Source organism: Vibrio sp. 10N.247.310.24 (assembly GCF_041467175.1).
In the GTDB taxonomy this organism is placed as follows: Bacteria; Pseudomonadota; Gammaproteobacteria; order Enterobacterales; family Vibrionaceae; genus Vibrio; species Vibrio tasmaniensis_A.
The window spans coordinates 11,706-31,299 of record NZ_JBFSUD010000005.1 but is presented as its reverse complement, the minus strand read 5'-3'; the positions used below and the strand labels follow the sequence as shown (position 1 = coordinate 31,299).

Below are 19,594 nucleotides of genomic sequence, written 5' to 3'. Positions count from 1 at the left end.
TCTGACGCCCGCAATAATAAGTCTTTGAGACAATGAATTTCTAAGCAAGTAGCTTGAGTTCTAGGAGGAAGCGCGGAGCCTACGCTAGTAGGTGAGCACTTCCGACAACGAAATCAGGCTACTCTGCGACGAAATTATTTTTTGTCTTCTTTTACTTCTTCGAACTCAGCGTCTACCACATCGTCGTCTTGCTTAGGTTGTTCACCAGCTTGTTCAGCTTGAGCTTTCTGTTGAGCAATTTCCATTAGCTTTTGAGCTGCTTGCATAAGTTCTTGAACTTTAGCGTCGATAGCTTCTTTGTCGTCACCAGACTTAACTGATTCTAGAGCTTCGATAGCTGCTTCGATTTTAGCTTTCTCGTCTGAAGGTAGAGCTTCACCAGCTTCTTCTACTTGCTTCTTAGTGCCGTGAATCATTTGGTCAGCTTGGTTACGTGCAGTTACTAGCTCTTCGAACTTCTTGTCAGCTTCTTTGTTAGCTTCTGCTTCTTGAACCATTGCTTCGATCTCTTCCTCAGACAAACCGCCTGATGCTTGGATAGTGATCTTCTGCTCTTTACCTGTCGCTTTATCTTTAGCAGATACGTTCAGGATACCATCAGCATCTAGGTCGAATGTTACTTCAACTTGTGGCATGCCACGTGGTGCTGGTTGGATACCTTCTAGGTTGAACTGACCAAGAGACTTGTTGTAAGTCGCTTGCTTACGCTCACCTTGAAGAACGTGGATAGTTACTGCGCTTTGGTTGTCTTCAGCTGTAGAGAACACTTGATCCGCTTTAGTAGGGATAGTTGTGTTTTTCTCGATAAGCTTAGTCATTACGCCGCCCATCGTTTCGATACCGAAAGATAGAGGAGTAACGTCTAGAAGAAGAACGTCTTTAACTTCACCAGCTAGTACACCACCTTGAACAGCAGCACCCATTGCAACAGCTTCGTCAGGGTTCACGTCTTTACGTGGCTCTTTACCGAAGAATTCAGTTACTTTAGCTTGAACCATAGGCATACGAGTCTGACCACCAACTAGGATAACGTCAGTGATTTCGCCTACAGATAGGTCAGCATCTGCTAGAGCAACTTTTAGTGGCTCAAGAGAACGTTGAACTAGGTCTTCAACTAGAGACTCAAGCTTCGCGCGAGTCACTTTGATGTTCATGTGCTTAGGACCAGTCGCATCTGCAGTAACGTAAGGTAAGTTTACGTCAGTTTGAGTAGTAGAAGAAAGCTCGATTTTCGCTTTTTCTGCTGCTTCTTTAACACGCTGCATTGCTAGTGGATCAGCTTTAAGGTCGATACCTTGCTCTTTCTTGAACTCATCTACTAGGTAGTTGATCATGCGGTTATCGAAATCTTCACCACCAAGGTGAGTATCACCGTTAGTTGAAAGAACTTCGAAAGTCTTCTCGCCTTCTACTTCATCGATTTCGATGATAGAGATATCGAATGTACCACCACCAAGGTCGTATACAGCGATAGTGCGGTCACCACCTTGCTTGTCTAGGCCGTAAGCCAGAGCAGCAGCAGTAGGTTCGTTGATAATACGTTTAACATCTAGACCAGCGATACGGCCAGCATCTTTCGTTGCTTGACGTTGAGCATCGTTGAAGTAAGCAGGAACAGTTACTACTGCGCCAGTTACTTCTTCGCCTAGGAAGTCTTCAGCTGTTTTCTTCATTTTCTTAAGAACTTCAGCAGATACTTGAGGAGCAGCCATTTTTTGGCCTTGCGCTTCAACCCATGCATCACCGTTATCAGCTTTAACAATGTTAAAAGGCATGATTTCGATATCGCGTTGAACTTCTTCATCTTCAAAACGACGGCCGATTAGACGCTTAATCGCGTATAGCGTGTTTTGAGGGTTAGTAACAGCTTGACGTTTCGCAGGTTGACCAACTAGCGTCTCGCCTTCAGTGTATGCGATTACCGATGCTGTTGTGCGTTCGCCTTCAGCATTTTCTAATACGCGTGGTTTGTCACCGTCAAGAACAGCAACACAAGAGTTAGTAGTACCTAAATCAATACCAATGATTCGACCCATCAGGCTTTCTCCGAATAAATTCTATTTAGTTTTTTGCTATACCCACTATGTGGGGGGTAGTAATCAGGGATTCAACCCTAATACACAAATTTAAGTGCAAATGTAATTTGCTTTCGTATGCACCATAGATAAGGGCTCACGAATCCTTTTCAAGGGGGATACTGGATTTTTTCACATTTATTTTGATAAAAGGAATGGTTAGACACGAATACATATCATTACCTTCACATAAGCCTAGTAACTGGGTTTATCACCCAATAAAAAACGGAGCCACTTAGGCTCCGTTTGTCTATTCAGGCTTTCCACTTAGATTTCATCTATTAGATAGAGGAAAATCTCTGATTACGCTTCTGCTTTCTTTAGCTCAGCTTCTTCGTTTGTTTCAACGCCGATTTCGCCTTCAGACTTAGCAACGATAGTGTTAACCGCTGTATCACCTACTACGTTAGAAGAAGTACAGAACATATCGTTGATACGGTCTACCGCAGCAATGATAGCTAGACCTTCTGGTGGTAAACCTAGTTGGTGCAATAGAACACCTACCATTACAACACCACCACCAGGAACACCACCAGCACCGATAGACAGTAGCAAGATAGTTAGACCCAGAGTAAAGATGTCAGCCGTGTTGATTGGTTGACCGAATGCGTTTGCTACGAACATTGTCGCTAGTGCGATGTAGATAGAAACACCAGACATGTTCATTGTCGCACCCAGTGGTACACCGAAGCCTGCCACAGATCTTGATACACCAAGCTTTTCAGTTAGAGTGCGCATTGTTACTGGGATAGTCGCATTCGAACTTGCCGTCGATAGTGAGAAAAGGATTTGCTCGCGAGTTGCACGTAGGAATTGCTTAGGCGTAATACCTGTCGCGATACCAACCATCATTGGGTAGAAGAAGAAAATCCAGAACACTAGCATCGCAACAACAAGCGCTACATAGCCAGCTACAGACATAAGTGTCTCAGCGTTCAGTGTCGCACCTAGTTGAATCATCAGAGCGAATACACCAAATGGCGCCAAGCTCATTACTAGGCCGATAAGCTTCATCATGATTTCGTTAGCCATCTTGAACGTTTTGATCGCTGGACCGCCACGTGAATCAAGAGCCTGAATAGCAAGACCAGTCAAAATTGCCATGAAGATGATCTGTAGCATGTCGCCGCTTGCAAACGCCTGAACTGGGTTGCTAGGAACGATGTTCACAACAAGAGAGAAGATATCTGGAGTTTCAGTTGTTGTTAGTTGAACTGTCTCAGAGATCGTTCCGGCTAAATCTGCACCAGCACCCGGTTGGAAAATAAGGCCAACAGTTAGGGCTGCAGAAATCGCGATGATGGTGTTGATAATGTAAAGAGCAAAAGTTTTACCACCTAGGCGACCGAAAGAACGGATGTCTTTCAATTCAACAATTCCGCAAACGATAGATACGTATACCAGTGGAACAACCAATAGTTTGATCAAAGAGACAAACATACCACCGACACCTTCTGCTAGACCTAGCAGGTAAGTATCAAATACTGCAATACCGTTGAATAGGTACTGAATAGCAGTACCAATAAGTAGGCCGGCAAACAAGCCTACAAAAATCTTACTTGAGAGCGATTTATCCATCGTTCTTCTCCAGTTTGTTGTGTTTGAAATTTGTACTTTTACAGTTATATATGCGAGTTAAATCGCTATATCGCAGTGGATTTTACATACAAAGATAACAATTAAAAGCATTTATTTACAAAAACATTACAAGTGTGACGTCAAAACATTTCTTCATTAACAACTGGTTTCATAATATAAAACTCTAAATCATTGTTCTGGGTAATATAAAAGGAACAACATTCTTAATGCGTTTTTGGTGACTATTTACGTGGGATCTCAAGTTATAGGCACAAAAAAAGAGAGGCATATGCCTCTCTTTCCATTTTACGTAAACCAGTGATTTATTTTGTCGCCGCGACTACTCAGTCAATGCGCGACTCAATCACTTGGCAGCGTAACACGTCATTACTTAGCAACCATAACCATCGCAGGGCGAACCACACGACCGTTTAACTCGTAACCTTTTTGCATTACGAACATAACCGTGTTTGATTCGTGATCTGGACTTTCTTGGATAGACATCGCTTGGTGGAATTCAGGGTTGAACACTTCACCTTCAGGGTTGATCTCTTTAAGACCAAACTTAGCAACTGTGTCTACGAACGTTTTGTGCGTTAGCTCAACACCTTCAAACAGTGGCTTAACCACTTCGTTTTCAGCATCTGCCGCTTGCATTGCACGCTCTAGGTTGTCGATGACAGGAAGTAGACCTTCAGCAAACTTGTTCAAAGCGAATTTACGCGCCTTATCAATTTCTTGCTCGCTACGGCGACGCATGTTTTCAACTTCAGCTTTTGCGCGAAGAACAGAATCTTGCTGCTCTTTCACTTTAGATTCGCTAGAAAGTAGTGCAGCTTCTAGTTGAGCGATTTTTGCTTCTTGCTCATCAACAGACTCTTCATTTAGCTCAGCTTCTTCAACTTTCTCAGCTTCAGCAATGATTTGATCTAGCTCTTCTTCCGTTACTTTGTTTTCTTCGTTGCTCATGATCTCTCCAGAATTCGTTTTCAATGCAAGTGACAGGTGTGTTTGCACCCCAAATTGATATAAAACACTCGCATAGACGTTCAACTTGCCTTTATTATGGGGATGAAGAATTTTGATTCAAGCCTAATTCGTTTGGAAACGTTATGAAAAAGCCATTTGAAGTCATCGCCATTATTGGTAAACCTCGAGATCAGCAAGCAATTCAGACTCATAGAGAGCTCTATCAGTGGTTAAGTACTGAGGGTTATCAAGTGTTTGTGGATGACAGACTCGCTACAATTTTAGACGATATCCCACAAGAACATTTTTCTAGCCTAATTGAATTAGGTAAACGCGCCGATCTCGCCATTGTGGTGGGTGGTGACGGAAATATGCTCGGTGCCGCTAGAATCTTGTCACGTTTCGATATTTCAGTGATTGGCGTAAACCGAGGTAACCTAGGTTTCCTTACCGATCTTAATCCTGAAAACTTCCAGAGTGCGCTTACTGATGTACTCAAGGGTGAATTCATGGAAGAAGAGCGCTTCTTACTTGAAACTGAAATTCATCGTCATGGCCAAATAAAAAGCCACAACGCCGCACTCAACGAAGCAGTACTTCACCCCGGTCAAGTCGCACATATGATCGAGTTCGAAGTGTATATCGATGACAGCTTCGCCTTCTCACAGCGTTCTGATGGCTTGATCGTCTCAACACCGACAGGTTCTACCGCTTATTCGCTTTCTGGCGGTGGTCCTATCCTGTCATCAAGCTTAAATGCAATTTCATTAGTACCAATGTTCCCACACACCCTTTCAAGCCGACCACTTGTGGTGGATGGAAAGCGTCGTATCAAGCTGATCGTATCGCCAGATAACCGCGGTACACAGGAAGTGAGCTGCGATGGTCAAATCTCGCTACCAGTTTCTCCTGGCGATGAGATCCACATTTACCAAAGTCCGAATGTGCTCAAGCTGATCCACCCTAAAGACTACAACTACTACCATGTTCTGCGTAACAAACTAGGCTGGTCGAGTAAGTTGTTCTAAAAGAATAAAAGCTCCAGAAGTAACCGAATTATGAAAGGCTGACGACGTTCGTCAGCCTTTTTTATTGCCCATAGAAAGCCCGTCGGCTCTCGCTTCTCTGCAATTCCTTATACCTCCACTCCCGACAGGGAGGAACAACTGAATTGGGAATCTACTGCGGTTTCAGTGATCTACGGACGCGCTCAATTCTGAGATCGGTCACAAAAAATTTTTACCTGTCGACTTTACTGTATAAAGAAACAGTATATACTGATCTTATATACAGTATTGTTCAGTTATACAGGTAAATAAAAATGCTGGCTCATCTAAGTGTTAATAATTTCGCTATTGTTAAGTCTTTACAGCTAGAACTCTCTAAAGGCATGACAACAATCACCGGAGAAACTGGTGCGGGTAAATCTATCGCTATCGACGCTTTAGGCTTGTGTCTTGGAGGAAGATCTGATGCAGGAATGGTTCGACAAGGTGAAGAAAAAACCGAAGTCAGTGCCGCTTTTTTACTTGAGAACAATCTGCATGCTACCCGCTGGTTAGAAGACAATGAACTGCTTGATGGCGGTGAATGCATCCTACGCAGAACCATCTCTAAAGAAGGTCGTTCTCGCGCATTCATCAACGGCAGTCCCGTGCCTCTTTCACAATTAAAATCGCTTGGACAGCTGTTGATCAACATTCATGGTCAACACGCGCACCATCAGTTGATGAAAAGCGATTACCAAATGGCCATGCTTGATCAATACGCAGGTCACTTGAACCTATTGAAATCGACACGTAATGCTTACCAAGCCTGGCGACAAGCCGATAACCACTTGAAAGAGTTACGTGAAAATAGCCAGCAAAACCAAGCTCAAAAACAACTTCTTGAATACCAAATCAAAGAGTTAAATGAGCTGTCTATTGGGGAGGAAGAATATGAAGACCTCGAACAAGAGCATAAGCGCCTCTCCAATAGCGGAGAACTGGCCACAACCTGCCAACAAGCTATCGAGCTTATTTATGAAGGTGAAGAAGTTAATGCGCTTGGTATTCTGCAATCGGCCAATAACTCCTTAATTCAGTTAGCGGAGCTAGATGAAAGATTGGCTGAGTTACCAAACTTATTGTCTGAAGCCATTATTCAGATTGAAGAAACCAACAACGAGTTAAGAACATACCTAGACAGCATTGATGTTGATCCCGGTCGTATGGCTTACGTTGAGGAGCGTTTCTCTAAAGTGATGTCGATGTCTCGTAAACACCACGTATTACCTGAAGAACTGTATAAGCACCATCAAGACTTACTACAACAAGTTGAAGCGCTTGATTGCTCTGATGAAAAATTGGAAGAATTGGCAAACGAGGTAGAAAACCAATACCAGTCGTTCGTGGCTAAATCAGAGAAGCTTCATAAATCTCGAACTCGTTACGCAAAAGAACTCAACAAGCTGATCACGCAAAGCATGCATGAACTGAGCATGGAAAAAGCGCAGTTTGCCATTGAAGTAAACAACACCAACACACACCCTTCTCCATTAGGTATGGATAACGTGACCTTCATTGTTTCGACCAACCCAGGTCAACCAATGCAGCCCATTGCTAAAGTGGCTTCTGGGGGCGAGTTATCACGAATCTCACTAGCGATTCAGGTGATCACAGCGCAAAAAGTGGATACACCAAGCCTGATTTTCGATGAAGTCGATGTGGGTATCAGTGGACCAACCGCTGCGGTTGTCGGAAAAATGCTACGTAAGCTGGGCGAATCTACGCAAGTTATGTGTGTAACGCACTTACCTCAAGTGGCAGGTTGTGGACATCAACAACTGTTCGTTGCAAAGAACACGAAATCAGGTAAAACCGAGACTCAAATGCACACGCTTGATGAACAACAACGCGTTTCAGAGCTTGCTCGACTGCTTGGTGGCAGCCAAATTACCGAATCGACGCTTGCCAATGCAAAAGAGTTATTAATCGCAGCATAGGTTACATATTCAGCAACTTTCTGATAATTTACCGAAAATTCTTGGCAATTTTGCAACTTAATTCAAAATTGCCAGTCATAACAAGCTCAAAGCGCAAGGAGCTTTTTACTTCTTGCTGGAGCTTGTTTATTATCAGGCAGTATTTTAGCGAAGAAAGATCTCAAACTATGCGAATTAAAAAGTGGTTAGTTGCAGTTCCACTTGCACTAACAATGTTGACCGGTTGCTCTCTACTAGAGAAGTTGGTTTATCGAATTGACATCAATCAGGGTAACTATGTTGAACAAGAAGCTGTCGATCAGCTCAAGTTTGGCATGACAAAAACACAAGTTCGTTACGTTATGGGCTCACCTATGCTTATCGAAAATGGCTACCCAGATACGTGGTACTACATTTACCACCACCAAAAAGGCCATAACGACCCTATCCAGAAAAACCTTGTCGTGAACTTTGATGCCACTGGCACTCTAGTAACGATCAATGGTGATTTTGAAGCCAGTGATGAGTTCTTCGAAAGCCTTCGCTAGCTTTCAGTCAACAAAGCTCTCAGCTGATAAAGCTTTCCGGTCGACAAAACTATCAGTCGACAAGGTATGAATCGCAAAAGCCTGCTCACATGAGCAGGCTTTTTAATATCTGCTAACAAATTAGCTGCGTGTCTAACCAACAGGCACAAAAAAGCTCGCCAACATTGCGAGCTCTCTTCTTAGTCGAATTTTTTTAGCACTACGATTTAGCTGCGGCTGCTTTCGCTTGCTCAGCACGCTTACGGCGGATCTCTTTTGGATCGGCTAACAGTGCTCGGTAGATTTCGATACGATCTTTATCGCGAACCGTCGCATCTACCTTAACGTTGCGGCTGAATACGCCAACCTTGTTTTTTGCTAAGTCGATCTCTGGGTACAATTCCAAAACGCCAGACTGCGCAATGATCTCTTCAACGGTCGCGTGCTTGTTCACTACTAAAGTAAACACACGCTGTTCATGCGGAAGTGCAAACACAACCTCTACGTGGATCATATCCGATTCAATAGTCATGGCTTAGTAGACCTGTTTCGCGCGTTGAGTAAAAGCACTGACCATATTACTCGTCAGCTCATTGAAAACCTTACCAAATGCCATTTCAATCATTCGGCTAGAGAATTCAAACTCTAACTTAAGCTCAACCTTACACGCTTGCTCATCGAGCGGAGTAAAATACCAACCACCCTGCAGCTTTTTAAACGGGCCGTCCACCAGCTCCATCAAGATCTCAGCGCCATCCGCTAAGCGGTTCGATGTGGTAAATGTTTTGCTGATACCCGCTTTAGAGACATCAACTGAAGCTACCATAGTTGAATCTGAAGATTCGATCACACGTGAACCAGAACACCCTGGCAAAAACTCGTGATAACGAGCAACATCATTGACCAAGCTGAACATCTGGTCGGCACTAAACGACACTAATGCTGAACGAGTAACCTTTGGCATATAGACTCCTGTTAAAGACAGCGTTACATTAACACAAACTGCAATTTTAATTGTATTGGGCCAGAGCGCAAATAAAAAGGATTCCCCAACTAGGGTGCAATCCGTATAATGAGGCCATTATGGCAAAGAATAAATCAAAATCAAAAGCCGGTAGCAATACCATTGCGCTTAATAAGAAAGCTCGCCACGAATATTTCATCGATGATGAGATAGAAGCGGGGCTTGAGCTACAAGGCTGGGAAGTAAAATCCCTACGTGAAGGCAAAACCAATATCGCAGAAAGCTACGTCTACATCAGAGACGGCGAAGCATTCATCAGTGGTATGACGATCACTCCGCTCACTCAAGCGAGTACTCATATCGTGGCGAACCCAACACGCATCCGTAAACTACTAATGTCGAGAAAAGAACTCGACAACCTTATCGGTCGTATTAACCGTGAAGGCATGACACTTGTCGCAACCGCGCTTTACTGGTCTCGCTCTTGGGCGAAGATTAAAGTTGGCGTAGCGAAAGGTAAAAAGCTGCACGATAAACGTACTGATATGAAAGAAAAAGATTGGGCGAGAGATAAAGCACGAATTATGAAGAGTAATTTGCGTTAATTTTAAGCACTTAAACGCACAGTGCTAGACAGGCAAAGCTTTTCTGGTACTATGCAAATAACACTTGGGGCTGATTTAGGATTCGACAGGAATTTTGAAGTCTGAGGTGCATGCCGTGGGGCGGTTGGCCACGTTAAAAGCCGCAAAAAAATAGTCGCAAACGACGAAAACTACGCACTAGCAGCTTAATAACCTGCTCAGAGCTCTCTTACCCTAGCTTCCGCTCGTAAGACGGGGACCAATAAGAGATCAAACCCAAACTAGCTAGCGCGGATTCTCCCACCTGAGAGGAAAAGCGCGAATAACAATTCAGGTTAGCCTTTAACTAGCGTGTCGGTTCGCAGGTTGCTGGTGAAATTAAAGATCGACTAAGCATGTAGTACCAATGATGAATGATTTTTGGACGCGGGTTCAACTCCCGCCAGCTCCACCAATTCAACATTTAAAGACGTCTTTGGACGTCTTTTTTTGTATCTAAACCCTTTAAAAATCAACAGTCTACATCCAGTAGCGTCTTTTCACGTCTTGTAGAAGCTCAAACTTTATTTACCCAAAGTGTTACCCAATGTAGAATTACCCAAAGTATTGGGTAAATGGGTAGGTTCTGAAATGACAAAGATTACAGGTAAGATAACGGACGCTAAACTCAAGAACGCAAAGCCAAAGACTGGTGAATACATAATTTCAGTAGGAGATGGCTTACAGTTACGCGTGTTACCTAATGGCACAAAATCATGGCGTATGATCTACAAAAGCCCAGAAACCGGTAAGCAAACCAAAATGAGTTTGGGAACCTATCCCGTATTAGACTTATCCGATGCTAAAGAGATTAACTTTGAACATCGTAAGCTAATCGCAAAGGGGATAGACCCCAAAACTAAGAAAGCACAGGAGAAAGAAGAACAGAAAGTCTTAACTGAACATGTATTCATTAACATCGCTACTGAATGGTTTAAACTAAAGAAAACGCAAGTCACACCCAACTATGCCGATGACATCTGGCGATCATTAGAGAGAAACATATTTCCTACCCTAGCTCAAACTCCCATTAGCCACATTACTGCTCCGATGGTAATTGAATTGCTTCGCCCTATAGAAGCCAAAGGTAGCTTGGAAACAATTAAACGCCTCTGTCAACGTATGAATGAGATTATGGGGTACGCTGTGAACTCTGGAGTCATTCATTCAAACCCCTTAACAAACATCAAAGCCGTTTTCCAAAAGCCCGAAAAGCAACACATGAAGGCGATTGCTCCTCAAGAGCTCCCTGTGCTTATGAAAAGCATTGCTAATGCCAGCATAAAAAAAACCACTCGTTGTTTATTAGAATGGCAGTTGCACACTATGACCCGCCCAGCGGAAGCAAGCAATGCTCGTTGGGCAGAGTTAGATTTAGAACATGCAATATGGGTGATTCCCGCTGAACGGATGAAAAAGAGAAAAGAGCACCGTGTGCCTTTGACTCCTCAGATGATTTTGATATTGGAAACGATGAAACCTATTAGTGGACATCGGGAGTTCATCTTCCCTTCTGATAAAGACCCCAAAAAACCATGTCATAGCCAAACAGCTAATGCAGCATTAAAGCGTATGGGATTTGCTGGGCGCCTTGTTTCTCACGGTCTACGCTCTATCGCTAGCACAACGCTTAATGAGCAAGGGTTTGATTATGATGTTATTGAGGCTTGCCTTGCTCATGTTGATAAAAACCAAATACGCGGTGCATACAACCGTACGGACTATCTAGAACGTAGACGTAAAGTAATGTGCTGGTGGAGTGAGCATATTGAACAAAGTAGCCAAGGAAGTTATAGCGTCACTGGCACAGCACATGTCAAACTAGCAGTGTAGACTTGAACCTTCACTACATATCAGACTGTTAGTTTAGGTAGTTACCTGTCAATTTTCTTTATTAACTGTGCGCGCTTGAATAGGAATTCTGTGCTGAGTAGTATTACTATTACTAACTTCGAGATTAGGTTGTGTGTCACTCTCTTGAACCTCGTAGCTCTTTTGCTCGATAGTTACGTCCTTAGTCTGAGGTTGTTCGTCAGTTTTATTACCCTCGTTGATTAGTAACTGCTGAACTTTTTGTTGTAGTGCGGAGTTTTTTTTAGCTTCTTTTGCAAGCTCTTGCATTAATCTTTGATTTTCCAGTTCCAGACGCTTTACAAGGTCTTCCAGCCCACCAATTCATAGAGAAAGACGTCCTAGGGCGTCTTTTTTTATACCCAAAGAAAAACAAATCAATGACTTAGCGTACACACTAGTCCTATCTCGTTCTGGACAGCTCATTTTTTTAGCAGTACGCTTAGCAGTACCGATTCGATAATGCTAACTTTGGTACTGCTATGGCGAGAACAACGAAACCTCTAACCAATACGGAAATTAAACAAGCGAAGCCAAAAGAGAAGGTTTATGACCTGCGAGATGGTCAAGGGCTTGTACTCCGTATAAAGCCTAATTCATCAAAACTATGGTTGTTTGATTACTATCGACCATACACCAAAAAGCGCACCACCCTTAGCTTTGGTAGCTACCCTGAAGTCTCTCTTGCTGAAGCTCGTGAACTTAGGGCACAATCACGAAAGCTACTATCGGATAATATCGATCCAAAAGAACACCGAGAACAAGTCGCTTTAGAGCAACAAGGCCACCGCAGTGCAACACTCGAAGTTGTCGCTAAAGATTGGTTCGAAATAAAAAGAAAAAAAGTAACACCAAACTATGCAGATGATATTTGGAGCTCTCTGGAGCTTCATATCTTCCCAGCTCTTGGACCGTATCCAGTATCAGAGCTACGCCCTCAGCACGCTATAGATACAATGAAGCCTCTAGCCCACAAAGGTAACTTAGAGACCATCAAGCGGCTTTCTCAACGTCTCAATGAGATTATGACCTTTGCATTGAATACCGGGCTGGTGGATGCAAACCGCCTAACCGGTATAAAGGCGGCATTTGAAACACCGAAGAAAAAACACATGCCGACAATAACACCGAAAGAGTTACCTGGTTTAATGCTCGCCATTAACAAAGCCAACATAAAACTCACGACTCGATGTCTTATTGAATGGCAACTTCATACTATGTCGCGCCCAAATGAAGCTGCTGGAGCTAAGTGGGATGAAATTGATTTTGATAATAAATGTTGGGTGATACCTGTCGAGCGTATGAAAATGCGCAAAGAACACGTGATACCGCTCACAGAGCAAACCTTGGGATTATTGGATGTAATGAAACCAATCAGTGGTCATCGTGAGTTTATCTTTCCTTCAGACAGAAACCCAAAGACTCATATCAACCCTCAAACAGCGAATATGGCATTGAAGCGTATGAACTACAAAGGGAAGCTAGTTGCCCATGGACTCAGAGCTTTAGCAAGTACGACGCTCAATGAGCAAGGGTTTGATTCAGATGTTATCGAGGCTGCACTCTCTCATATTGATTCAAATGAAGTGCGTAAAGCGTACAACAGAGCTGACTACTTAGACCGACGTAAAAAACTCATGGCCTGGTGGAGTAATCACATAACAGAGGCATCTCAAGGTAACCTTTCAGTTACAGGTACACGTACACTTCGCGCTGTCGGGTAAAAAATAAAAAAAAAGAGCTAACCACCAAGGTTAGCTCAAATATTCACATTTCACGTCGACTTTCTTGAACTCGCTGATCAATCCATTGCTGAACTTCACTTTCTACCCATGCTACACAGCGATAGCCCAATGATATTTGTGCAGGAAATTTATTCTCTCTCACAAATTTATAAACACTCGCTCTCGAAAGTCCAGTCATAGCTATGACCTCTTTTAACCTGATTAGTCGCGTTGGTAGTTCTTGCATATATTCACCCTATGTCTGTTAATGTCATTAGGTAATATATGTCTATAAACTTTTTGCTGAGATCCCACCAACCTAAAATACTAATATCGACTAAGGGCACTCGCTGCTCTTATATTAATCGACATTCTTTAGGCCAAACCACTCCAGCAGTGGATCCCTCCTCGATTACAAACGGTACAATCCACAACTTCAACTTGTTATCACCACTGGTATTGAAGTCGAAACTCTGCCCTATGGCTGTCTCAAAACCATCGTGTGCGGGATAGATCAGAAACATCTCCCTTTCATCTGAATTATCATCGAAATAGTGTTGTCCATAGGCAAACATCTGATAAAAATCGCTTTGCGATAGACCGTACTTATCGGAACCGTTGTCTTTTGTCTGGTCCACTAGCTTCCACTTAGTATCCAAAACACTCACAACACATCCACCCTTTTCAAGCAACAAGTCGGGCTGTAACTTAAACCAACTCGCTTGTTTATGCTCCACCAAGCTTTTACGTTTAACCTGACTTTTCACAATAAAATCATCAGGCACCTGCTGACGTAAAACCTTGGCTACATAGTCTTCGAATACTCGTTCCATTGGAAACAGAAGAGAGATAGCTCGGTTACTTCCTTTCATTGTCTGAGGTGAAAAGCCGTTGAGTATTAACGTAGCCCAAGCAATAGGGGCGTGGTAGTGACTCATTCCCCTATCTAACCTTAATCTCGATAGATCGCTTTTATAGTCACGGCTTAAAGGAACCTCTTCGAAGATAAAAAAGAGTTCCTGTAATTGCTTCTTGTGCTTAGGGATACGGGAAAGTTTGGCAACAATATTCAATGCAGAATGGAGCAGCCTATTAGCAGGTCGATCCACCAAATACTCTTGATATTCGCAATAGAACTTGTGTTTAGTGACCAGGTTGTTGCGCAATTGACCTGCGGCAACGAGCTTCCCTTTCTGATAGGCAAGGTTGTCTACAGTCTGCACATAATCACTTTTCAAGCCCTTCTTAACAAGGTTAAGGACTGAATTAATAAACTGACCAATAAACACCTCAAGCAGAGGCATTTTCTCTTCATGAATTAACGCACTAGACGTTTGAACATGTGAAAAACCTTTAAGAGCGCGAAGCATGACCAATAATGATTTTCGAGCGAGTGTCGGATTAGACGACGTTCGACCAATTTTAGGCAACACTTCGATATGAGTACCATCGGGAGTAAAGATCACTCCCGCATGATTACGCACCTGTAGTGCTTCACTCCCTGATTTTTTACAAAGCCGGAACAGCTTATTGTCTTCTTTCGAACCTAGTGCTATCTGCTTTAGAAAAACGAAGGCTGAGGGCGCGATAGGCTCTACATGATTCACTTCTCTACATACATCACTAGACTCACTGACCAGATAAGAAAACTCAAACAGGGAGATCTCTTTGTTAGTTCTCATCCATCACCTGTGCGGCAAGCTCCTCACTCAACTGTGGCTTGTAGACAGCAAGATAGCACTCACCATTGGTCCAGATATCATCGTTTTGATCGGCTAAAGTATAACGATACTCGTCTGATACGTAGCCATCGGGTTCATACTGATTGCCGAACAGCCGTTGGTACTCAACCTTTTCTCGGCGCACAAATTGCAGAGCTTGCAGTTCTTTTCGATCACTACCGAGCTTTTGATTATCCCCTAGCACGAGGCGGATCTTGCTCCAGTCATCGTGAAAATACTCTTGAAGCAAAGGAATGATTTTACCGATAAAAGCCTTGGCGAGGTTTGATACCGCCTCATCATGATTCCCAGCTTTAGCAGCATTATAGGCTGGAAAGAAGAAGGCATGTCCTAGCGTATGTTCCCTGTCGTATAAGGCTTCGATACGGTCATTAAGCGACTTCAATAACTCACCGAGATCAATATACTGATTATTACCAATATCGATTAAACCATCGGACTCAAACAAGCGGATATCTGGCATCATTTCGATGAACTCGAAACGTCTGCGTAACGCTGTATCCATCAAGGCGATAGAGCGGTCAGCTGTATTCATTGTACCGATGATATCGACATTCGAAGGCACGCTAAATGGTCTACCGCTATAGGCAAGATTGACAGACATAGGGTGAGCACCATCCTTACGTTTGTCGGTCTCCACTAGCGAGATCAACTCACCGAAGATCTTCGAGATGTTGCCACGGTTTATTTCATCGATAAACATAGCGTATTGAGAGTCTGGATCTTGCTCTGCTCTACGGCATAGCTTTAGAAACTCCCCGGGCTCAACAGAATAATGCACGTTCCCCTCATCATCCGTGGAGGCTCTAAGCCCTTCAATGAACTCTTCGTAGCCATAGGACTGATGGAACGTGGTAGAGGAAAAGCGTTTCACAACAGCTCCGGGTGGTGGTCCTTGCTCTAGCTCTTTATGTAGGACCAGTAGTTCATCCACCAGCTCCAATTTGTCATCGAGAAGGTGCCAAACCGAATCACTTGTTTTATCAAACACCGCAGGTTCACCACGGCCTTTGTAATTAACGGTTGTCGAGTTCGGTACAGTGAACTTCTGTAAGTAACTCCATGCAGTCTGGCTTAAATTCCCGTCTCGATTATTCACCTTTGCTTTAGTCTGGAAGTATTTACTGGCAACGATATCAGACACTTTCGCCTTTTTATCTAAACTAAGAAGTGACAGCACTAACACTTGCATCCAATTCAGAGGAGCAATTTTTTCTTGTAGCCAAAGATATGCATCAACACCTTCTGTCTGACTTTTATACTTGGCTTGCAGTTGCTGTAGTTTGTAAGTTTTACCCGTACCCGGAGGCCCAAAAAGAATCACATTCTGAGAGCTTGAGGTTATCTCCTTTTCCACGCTGTACTCCTCTCCATCTTCTTGTATCTGGTCCATGTCTTCAATTTTTTTGTGTCGTTTAGTTGCCCATTCGTATAAGTTCCACAGATGAATATTTCTCGTATGTACATCCCAGTCGTATGGAATCAAGGCGTTCACTACCTCAACTAGCCTTTGATTATCAATGATCCAGTTACCTGTTGGTTTAATAGATAATTGAAACTGTTTTTTAAGACAGTCGATAACGGTGCTTAAATAATCTCTGCCAGCGATACTGGTATACTGCTCTGGAGATGCAGCACCAAATAACCTATGAATGACAGTCCACAGTACACGATCAAACTCACCGTCCGTACGCCAATTTTTTAGAGTACTTTCATAAGTCTCTTTCGCGGGGGACTTAATAATTTTTTCCGTCAGCTTTTGCAAATAGCTAACGTTATTGCTTAGCTCTCGTTTGTACATAAAGCCCTGCGCATAACACGCATGACCTTTTGACTTAGTTCATCAAGAGCATCTTCTGCAAAGCTGCGCCCTTCTTCACTACCCGCTAAATCAAAATTACGCTCGTCAGACACTTCATCAATCAATTGCTCAATTGTAATATTCGGTCTTTTAACCACTGGCTTCATGGTGTTCACTTGCTCTAACGAGGCATACAGGTCAACCGGGTCAAAGATTCTAAATACGGTTTTTCCAATTTCATCACAACGACGGGTAGCTCGACCTAACATTTGTTCGTACAAAATGCGCGACTTAACCCTGCGCATAAAGACAAGATTACAAATCTTAGGTACATCAATGCCTGTAGTAAGTAGATCGACCGTAATTGCTACATTGGGGAAAGTTTCGTTTTTAAACTTACGAATGGCTTGCTTCACTTTATCCGTGCTACCCGTGATTTTTTGCACGGCATGAGCAGGAATATCATTACCGTGAACATTCTGGAGGGCTTCCACCAGTAAGCGTTCAACTCTATCTGCGTGTTGGTCTGTAACACAGAAGATCATGGTTTTCTCTTGGCTAGTTGGATCGATATCCTCAGCTAAAGCTTCACACACCGTACGATCAAAATTCTCGTTAATCACAGTGCGGTTGAAATTCTCAACATGAAAATCAAGCTCGTCCTCAAGCTCTACACTATTCACTTCTCCCGATAAGGTATCAACAACGTCGACTTGCTCACCTTGATTGAATTTTATACCCGCTTGGTTAAGCCTTGTTTTATAGGTGATTGGTGTTTCATGGTCGATAAGATAATCTTCAGCCACCGCCTCACGATACGAATAAGTGTAAACGGGGTGACCAAAAATCTCTGCGGTATGCGCTGCGGGTGTGGCAGTTAAACCGATTTTTACGGCATCAAAGTAATCAAGCACACGACGGTAACTAGAACGATAAAGGTTAGGGTCTCGCGCTACTAACTCAGCTTCGCCCAACTCTTGATCTAATGTATAACCACGGTGTGCTTCATCAACGATAATACAATCGTATTGATCAACAGGTAGGATCACCGCATTATCATTGTCGCTGTCTTTATCTTCAAACAAACGCTTCACCATGGCCTGCACGGTCGCAACATGTACGCGAGTCTCAGCCTCTGGCAACTTATCTGACATTTCTTTAATGTCATATATTTTGGACAAACGACGTTTTTGCTCTAAAGGTGTTTCATCGAAAGCTTCAGTCGCTTGATCACCTAGAGCAGAGCGGTCGACGAGAAATAAGATACGCTTAAATCTTTCCGTTTTCAGGAAGCGGTAAAGCAGGCCAATGATTGTACGAGTTTTACCTGTGCCTGTAGCCATGGCTAATAAACTTTCACGTTTATTTTGAGCTAGTGCTTCTTCTACCGCGATAACAGCCTTTTTCTGATATGGTCTCAGACCAAGGTACTCAAACGGCTCAACAATCATCTCTTGCTGTGCTTTATGGTGATCTCGATGCAGTAAGTCCAGTAGCCCTGCGGGGCTCATAAAGCTCTGACAGGCACGTTTTGCATTAGAAGCTAAACGACAATCACGGAACCATGTTCCGCTTTGCTCTTGCATTTGACGTAAGAAAGGCGTGCCATTACAAGCAAAGACAAAAGGTAGTTTATAGTTGTCTTCACCTTCACATCCTTGCCACGATTCGCTGCGTCCAGCCTCTATCCAAGCTGGCTTAATCTCGTCTTCAAGGTCAACGATACTTTGAGGATCAAACTCTCTGCTATAACGCTCTGCTTGAGCAATTGCGCCAGAAACGTTAATGCGTTTTCTTTTCGCTTCAACGGCTGCAATAGGGATTAAGCCAACAAACAAGACATAATCAGCACGATGCTTCTGCCCCTGCATTTCCCACTCTGCAATTGCCATATTACGTCCTTTCTCAGGACGAACACCTTTACGGTAATCAAGAACAACTGAGTCAGCTTCCCACCCGGCATCTCGTAACTGCTGATCGATAATGAATCGAGTTTGCTCTTCCGTTAAGTCAAAGCGGCTATTTTTAAGTATCTCGACACGCTGCTTGAGCGTTTTAGCTTCTTCAGCTTCATCGAGGTTGGTCGATTGTTCTTGGCTGCGCTCACGTAATTGGGTTTCTAATTCACGAATGCGAGCTTTGGCTTTCTCTACACTCATTGAATCATTGGCTTCTAATACGGATAGCTGCTGCTTGAATCCAACCAGAGATTTGAATTGACGGTGTGGTAGAGCAAGCTCAACTGATTGCTGCGCTTCCAACTGCTTAATTACTTCTTTTAGCCGCGTAATATCTTTCTTGGATTGCTCGACCAATTCTGCTGTTTGCTCTTCAACTGGCGGAACATACTTTGGTGGTTGAAAATTAGCTTCACCTGTCTTAACTCGATAGTAAATCGTCGCAGCTTTATGAGAGATTTCTAAAGCGTGGCCTGCTGCAACCGGATTATTGTAATAACCATGCGCAGCTTTGTTGCCATGCTTTCTCAGTGCATGAAATATTGTTAATCGTTCATCATCTAAGAGTCCCCGATTTCCCAACTCTTTTAGCTGGTCAAAGGTTGATAAATTCGGAGCGAGCTTAACTAGCTCTGCGATAAAGCCAACGATCTCTTCGGAGAGTAAACGAACCTTAAACAAGGTAGTGTGAGGATCTTGGTGCAAATTGCGCTCAGCAGAAAGCGCAATCGCATACAAGGTGTCATTAACCCCTTGTAAAAAATCAAAGTTTGACGAAGCCATGAGTGTCCCTGAGCCAACTGAAACTGTGGCTCAG

Annotated in this window: 16 protein-coding genes and 1 other RNA gene; 7 read left to right on the top strand and 10 right to left on the bottom strand. The window is 43.3% G+C overall.

Annotated features, from left to right (window positions below):
• Positions 1-134 precede the first annotated feature (134 nt).
• The 3 genes from dnaK to grpE form a co-directional block, all read right to left on the bottom strand.
• Positions 135-2,036 carry a molecular chaperone DnaK gene (gene dnaK / locus AB6E08_RS02695; protein ID WP_372066149.1) on the bottom strand — a complete coding sequence of 634 codons (1,902 nt, stop codon included), beginning with the start codon at positions 2,034-2,036 and terminating at the stop codon, positions 135-137.
• Between the two features lie 342 nt (positions 2,037-2,378).
• Positions 2,379-3,653 carry a dicarboxylate/amino acid:cation symporter gene (locus tag AB6E08_RS02690; protein ID WP_009848330.1) on the bottom strand — a complete coding sequence of 425 codons (1,275 nt, stop codon included), beginning with the start codon at positions 3,651-3,653 and terminating at the stop codon, positions 2,379-2,381.
• Between the two features lie 387 nt (positions 3,654-4,040).
• The gene (gene grpE / locus AB6E08_RS02685) at positions 4,041-4,622 is read right to left on the bottom strand and encodes a nucleotide exchange factor GrpE (protein ID WP_009848329.1); all 582 of its coding nucleotides are present in this window, start codon (positions 4,620-4,622) and stop codon (positions 4,041-4,043) included.
• 143 nt (positions 4,623-4,765) lie between these two features.
• On the opposite strand from grpE, the gene nadK reads away from it, so the two are divergent.
• From nadK to bamE, 3 genes are all read left to right on the top strand, one after another.
• Complete coding sequence (gene nadK / locus AB6E08_RS02680; protein ID WP_009848328.1) at positions 4,766-5,650, top strand: NAD(+) kinase; 885 nt, start codon at positions 4,766-4,768, stop codon at positions 5,648-5,650.
• Positions 5,651-5,943: 293 nt separating this feature from the next.
• On the top strand, positions 5,944-7,608 hold the full coding sequence (recN, locus tag AB6E08_RS02675; protein WP_017098044.1) for a DNA repair protein RecN: 1,665 nt from the start codon (positions 5,944-5,946) through the stop codon (positions 7,606-7,608).
• 167 nt (positions 7,609-7,775) lie between these two features.
• Positions 7,776-8,135, top strand: a complete 360-nt coding sequence (gene bamE, locus AB6E08_RS02670; RefSeq protein WP_009848326.1) for an outer membrane protein assembly factor BamE — start codon at positions 7,776-7,778, stop codon at positions 8,133-8,135.
• A gap of 199 nt (positions 8,136-8,334) precedes the next feature.
• On the opposite strand, the gene AB6E08_RS02665 is transcribed toward bamE, so the two are convergent.
• On the bottom strand, positions 8,335-8,646 hold the full coding sequence (locus AB6E08_RS02665) for an RnfH family protein (protein WP_017098046.1): 312 nt from the start codon (positions 8,644-8,646) through the stop codon (positions 8,335-8,337).
• A gap of 3 nt (positions 8,647-8,649) precedes the next feature.
• Positions 8,650-9,078, bottom strand: coding sequence for an SRPBCC family protein (locus AB6E08_RS02660; RefSeq protein WP_004735157.1), 429 nt, complete (start codon positions 9,076-9,078; stop codon positions 8,650-8,652).
• Between the two features lie 119 nt (positions 9,079-9,197).
• Here AB6E08_RS02660 and smpB point away from each other — a divergent pair, with 119 nt between their 5' ends.
• The 3 genes from smpB to AB6E08_RS02645 all read left to right on the top strand — a co-directional run bounded on the left by smpB (position 9,198) and on the right by AB6E08_RS02645 (position 11,534).
• Positions 9,198-9,683 carry an SsrA-binding protein SmpB gene (smpB, locus tag AB6E08_RS02655; RefSeq protein WP_004735156.1) on the top strand — a complete coding sequence of 162 codons (486 nt, stop codon included), beginning with the start codon at positions 9,198-9,200 and terminating at the stop codon, positions 9,681-9,683.
• A gap of 66 nt (positions 9,684-9,749) precedes the next feature.
• Positions 9,750-10,116, top strand: a transfer-messenger RNA (tmRNA) gene (gene ssrA, locus AB6E08_RS02650).
• Between the two features lie 176 nt (positions 10,117-10,292).
• The gene (locus tag AB6E08_RS02645; RefSeq protein ID WP_372066155.1) at positions 10,293-11,534 is read left to right on the top strand and encodes an integrase domain-containing protein; all 1,242 of its coding nucleotides are present in this window, start codon (positions 10,293-10,295) and stop codon (positions 11,532-11,534) included.
• A gap of 48 nt (positions 11,535-11,582) precedes the next feature.
• Here AB6E08_RS02645 and AB6E08_RS02640 read toward each other — a convergent pair whose 3' ends face one another.
• Entirely contained in the window at positions 11,583-11,822 is a 240-nt protein-coding gene (locus AB6E08_RS02640; RefSeq protein ID WP_372066158.1) for a hypothetical protein, read from the bottom strand.
• 212 nt (positions 11,823-12,034) lie between these two features.
• Between AB6E08_RS02640 and AB6E08_RS02635 the strand changes: the two genes are divergently transcribed.
• Positions 12,035-13,276 carry an integrase domain-containing protein gene (locus AB6E08_RS02635; RefSeq protein ID WP_372066160.1) on the top strand — a complete coding sequence of 414 codons (1,242 nt, stop codon included), beginning with the start codon at positions 12,035-12,037 and terminating at the stop codon, positions 13,274-13,276.
• Positions 13,277-13,319: 43 nt separating this feature from the next.
• On the opposite strand, the gene AB6E08_RS02630 is transcribed toward AB6E08_RS02635, so the two are convergent.
• From AB6E08_RS02630 to hsdR, 4 genes are all read right to left on the bottom strand, one after another.
• Positions 13,320-13,523, bottom strand: a complete 204-nt coding sequence (locus tag AB6E08_RS02630; RefSeq protein ID WP_065206904.1) for an AlpA family transcriptional regulator — start codon at positions 13,521-13,523, stop codon at positions 13,320-13,322.
• Positions 13,524-13,632: 109 nt separating this feature from the next.
• Entirely contained in the window at positions 13,633-14,958 is a 1,326-nt protein-coding gene (locus AB6E08_RS02625) for an McrC family protein (protein ID WP_371963506.1), read from the bottom strand.
• A complete protein-coding gene (locus AB6E08_RS02620) occupies positions 14,948-16,819 on the bottom strand; it encodes an AAA family ATPase (protein WP_372066164.1) in 1,872 nt (623 codons plus the stop codon). The genes AB6E08_RS02625 and AB6E08_RS02620 overlap by 11 nt, the downstream gene beginning before the upstream one ends.
• Complete coding sequence (hsdR, locus tag AB6E08_RS02615) at positions 16,801-19,560, bottom strand: type I restriction-modification system endonuclease (RefSeq protein WP_372066168.1); 2,760 nt, start codon at positions 19,558-19,560, stop codon at positions 16,801-16,803. The genes AB6E08_RS02620 and hsdR overlap by 19 nt, the downstream gene beginning before the upstream one ends.
• Positions 19,561-19,594: the final 34 nt, after the last annotated feature.

Excerpts from the sequence above, each read along its gene's own strand:
- grpE (WP_009848329.1), bottom strand. The coding sequence starts at position 4,622 with ATGAGCAACGAAGAAAACAAAGTAACGGAAGAAGAGCTAGATCAAATC.
- smpB (WP_004735156.1), top strand. The coding sequence starts at position 9,198 with ATGGCAAAGAATAAATCAAAATCAAAAGCCGGTAGCAATACCATTGCG.
- AB6E08_RS02625 (WP_371963506.1), bottom strand. The coding sequence starts at position 14,958 with ATGAGAACTAACAAAGAGATCTCCCTGTTTGAGTTTTCTTATCTGGTC.
- AB6E08_RS02665 (WP_017098046.1), bottom strand. The coding sequence starts at position 8,646 with ATGACTATTGAATCGGATATGATCCACGTAGAGGTTGTGTTTGCACTT.
- AB6E08_RS02640 (WP_372066158.1), bottom strand. The coding sequence starts at position 11,822 with ATGCAAGAGCTTGCAAAAGAAGCTAAAAAAAACTCCGCACTACAACAA.
- AB6E08_RS02635 (WP_372066160.1), top strand. The coding sequence starts at position 12,035 with ATGGCGAGAACAACGAAACCTCTAACCAATACGGAAATTAAACAAGCG.
- AB6E08_RS02660 (WP_004735157.1), bottom strand. The coding sequence starts at position 9,078 with ATGCCAAAGGTTACTCGTTCAGCATTAGTGTCGTTTAGTGCCGACCAG.
- dnaK (WP_372066149.1), bottom strand. The coding sequence starts at position 2,036 with ATGGGTCGAATCATTGGTATTGATTTAGGTACTACTAACTCTTGTGTT.
- AB6E08_RS02620 (WP_372066164.1), bottom strand. The coding sequence starts at position 16,819 with ATGTACAAACGAGAGCTAAGCAATAACGTTAGCTATTTGCAAAAGCTG.
- nadK (WP_009848328.1), top strand. The coding sequence starts at position 4,766 with ATGAAAAAGCCATTTGAAGTCATCGCCATTATTGGTAAACCTCGAGAT.
- recN (WP_017098044.1), top strand. The coding sequence starts at position 5,944 with ATGCTGGCTCATCTAAGTGTTAATAATTTCGCTATTGTTAAGTCTTTA.
- bamE (WP_009848326.1), top strand. The coding sequence starts at position 7,776 with ATGCGAATTAAAAAGTGGTTAGTTGCAGTTCCACTTGCACTAACAATG.
- AB6E08_RS02645 (WP_372066155.1), top strand. The coding sequence starts at position 10,293 with ATGACAAAGATTACAGGTAAGATAACGGACGCTAAACTCAAGAACGCA.
- hsdR (WP_372066168.1), bottom strand. The coding sequence starts at position 19,560 with ATGGCTTCGTCAAACTTTGATTTTTTACAAGGGGTTAATGACACCTTG.
- AB6E08_RS02630 (WP_065206904.1), bottom strand. The coding sequence starts at position 13,523 with ATGCAAGAACTACCAACGCGACTAATCAGGTTAAAAGAGGTCATAGCT.
- AB6E08_RS02690 (WP_009848330.1), bottom strand. The coding sequence starts at position 3,653 with ATGGATAAATCGCTCTCAAGTAAGATTTTTGTAGGCTTGTTTGCCGGC.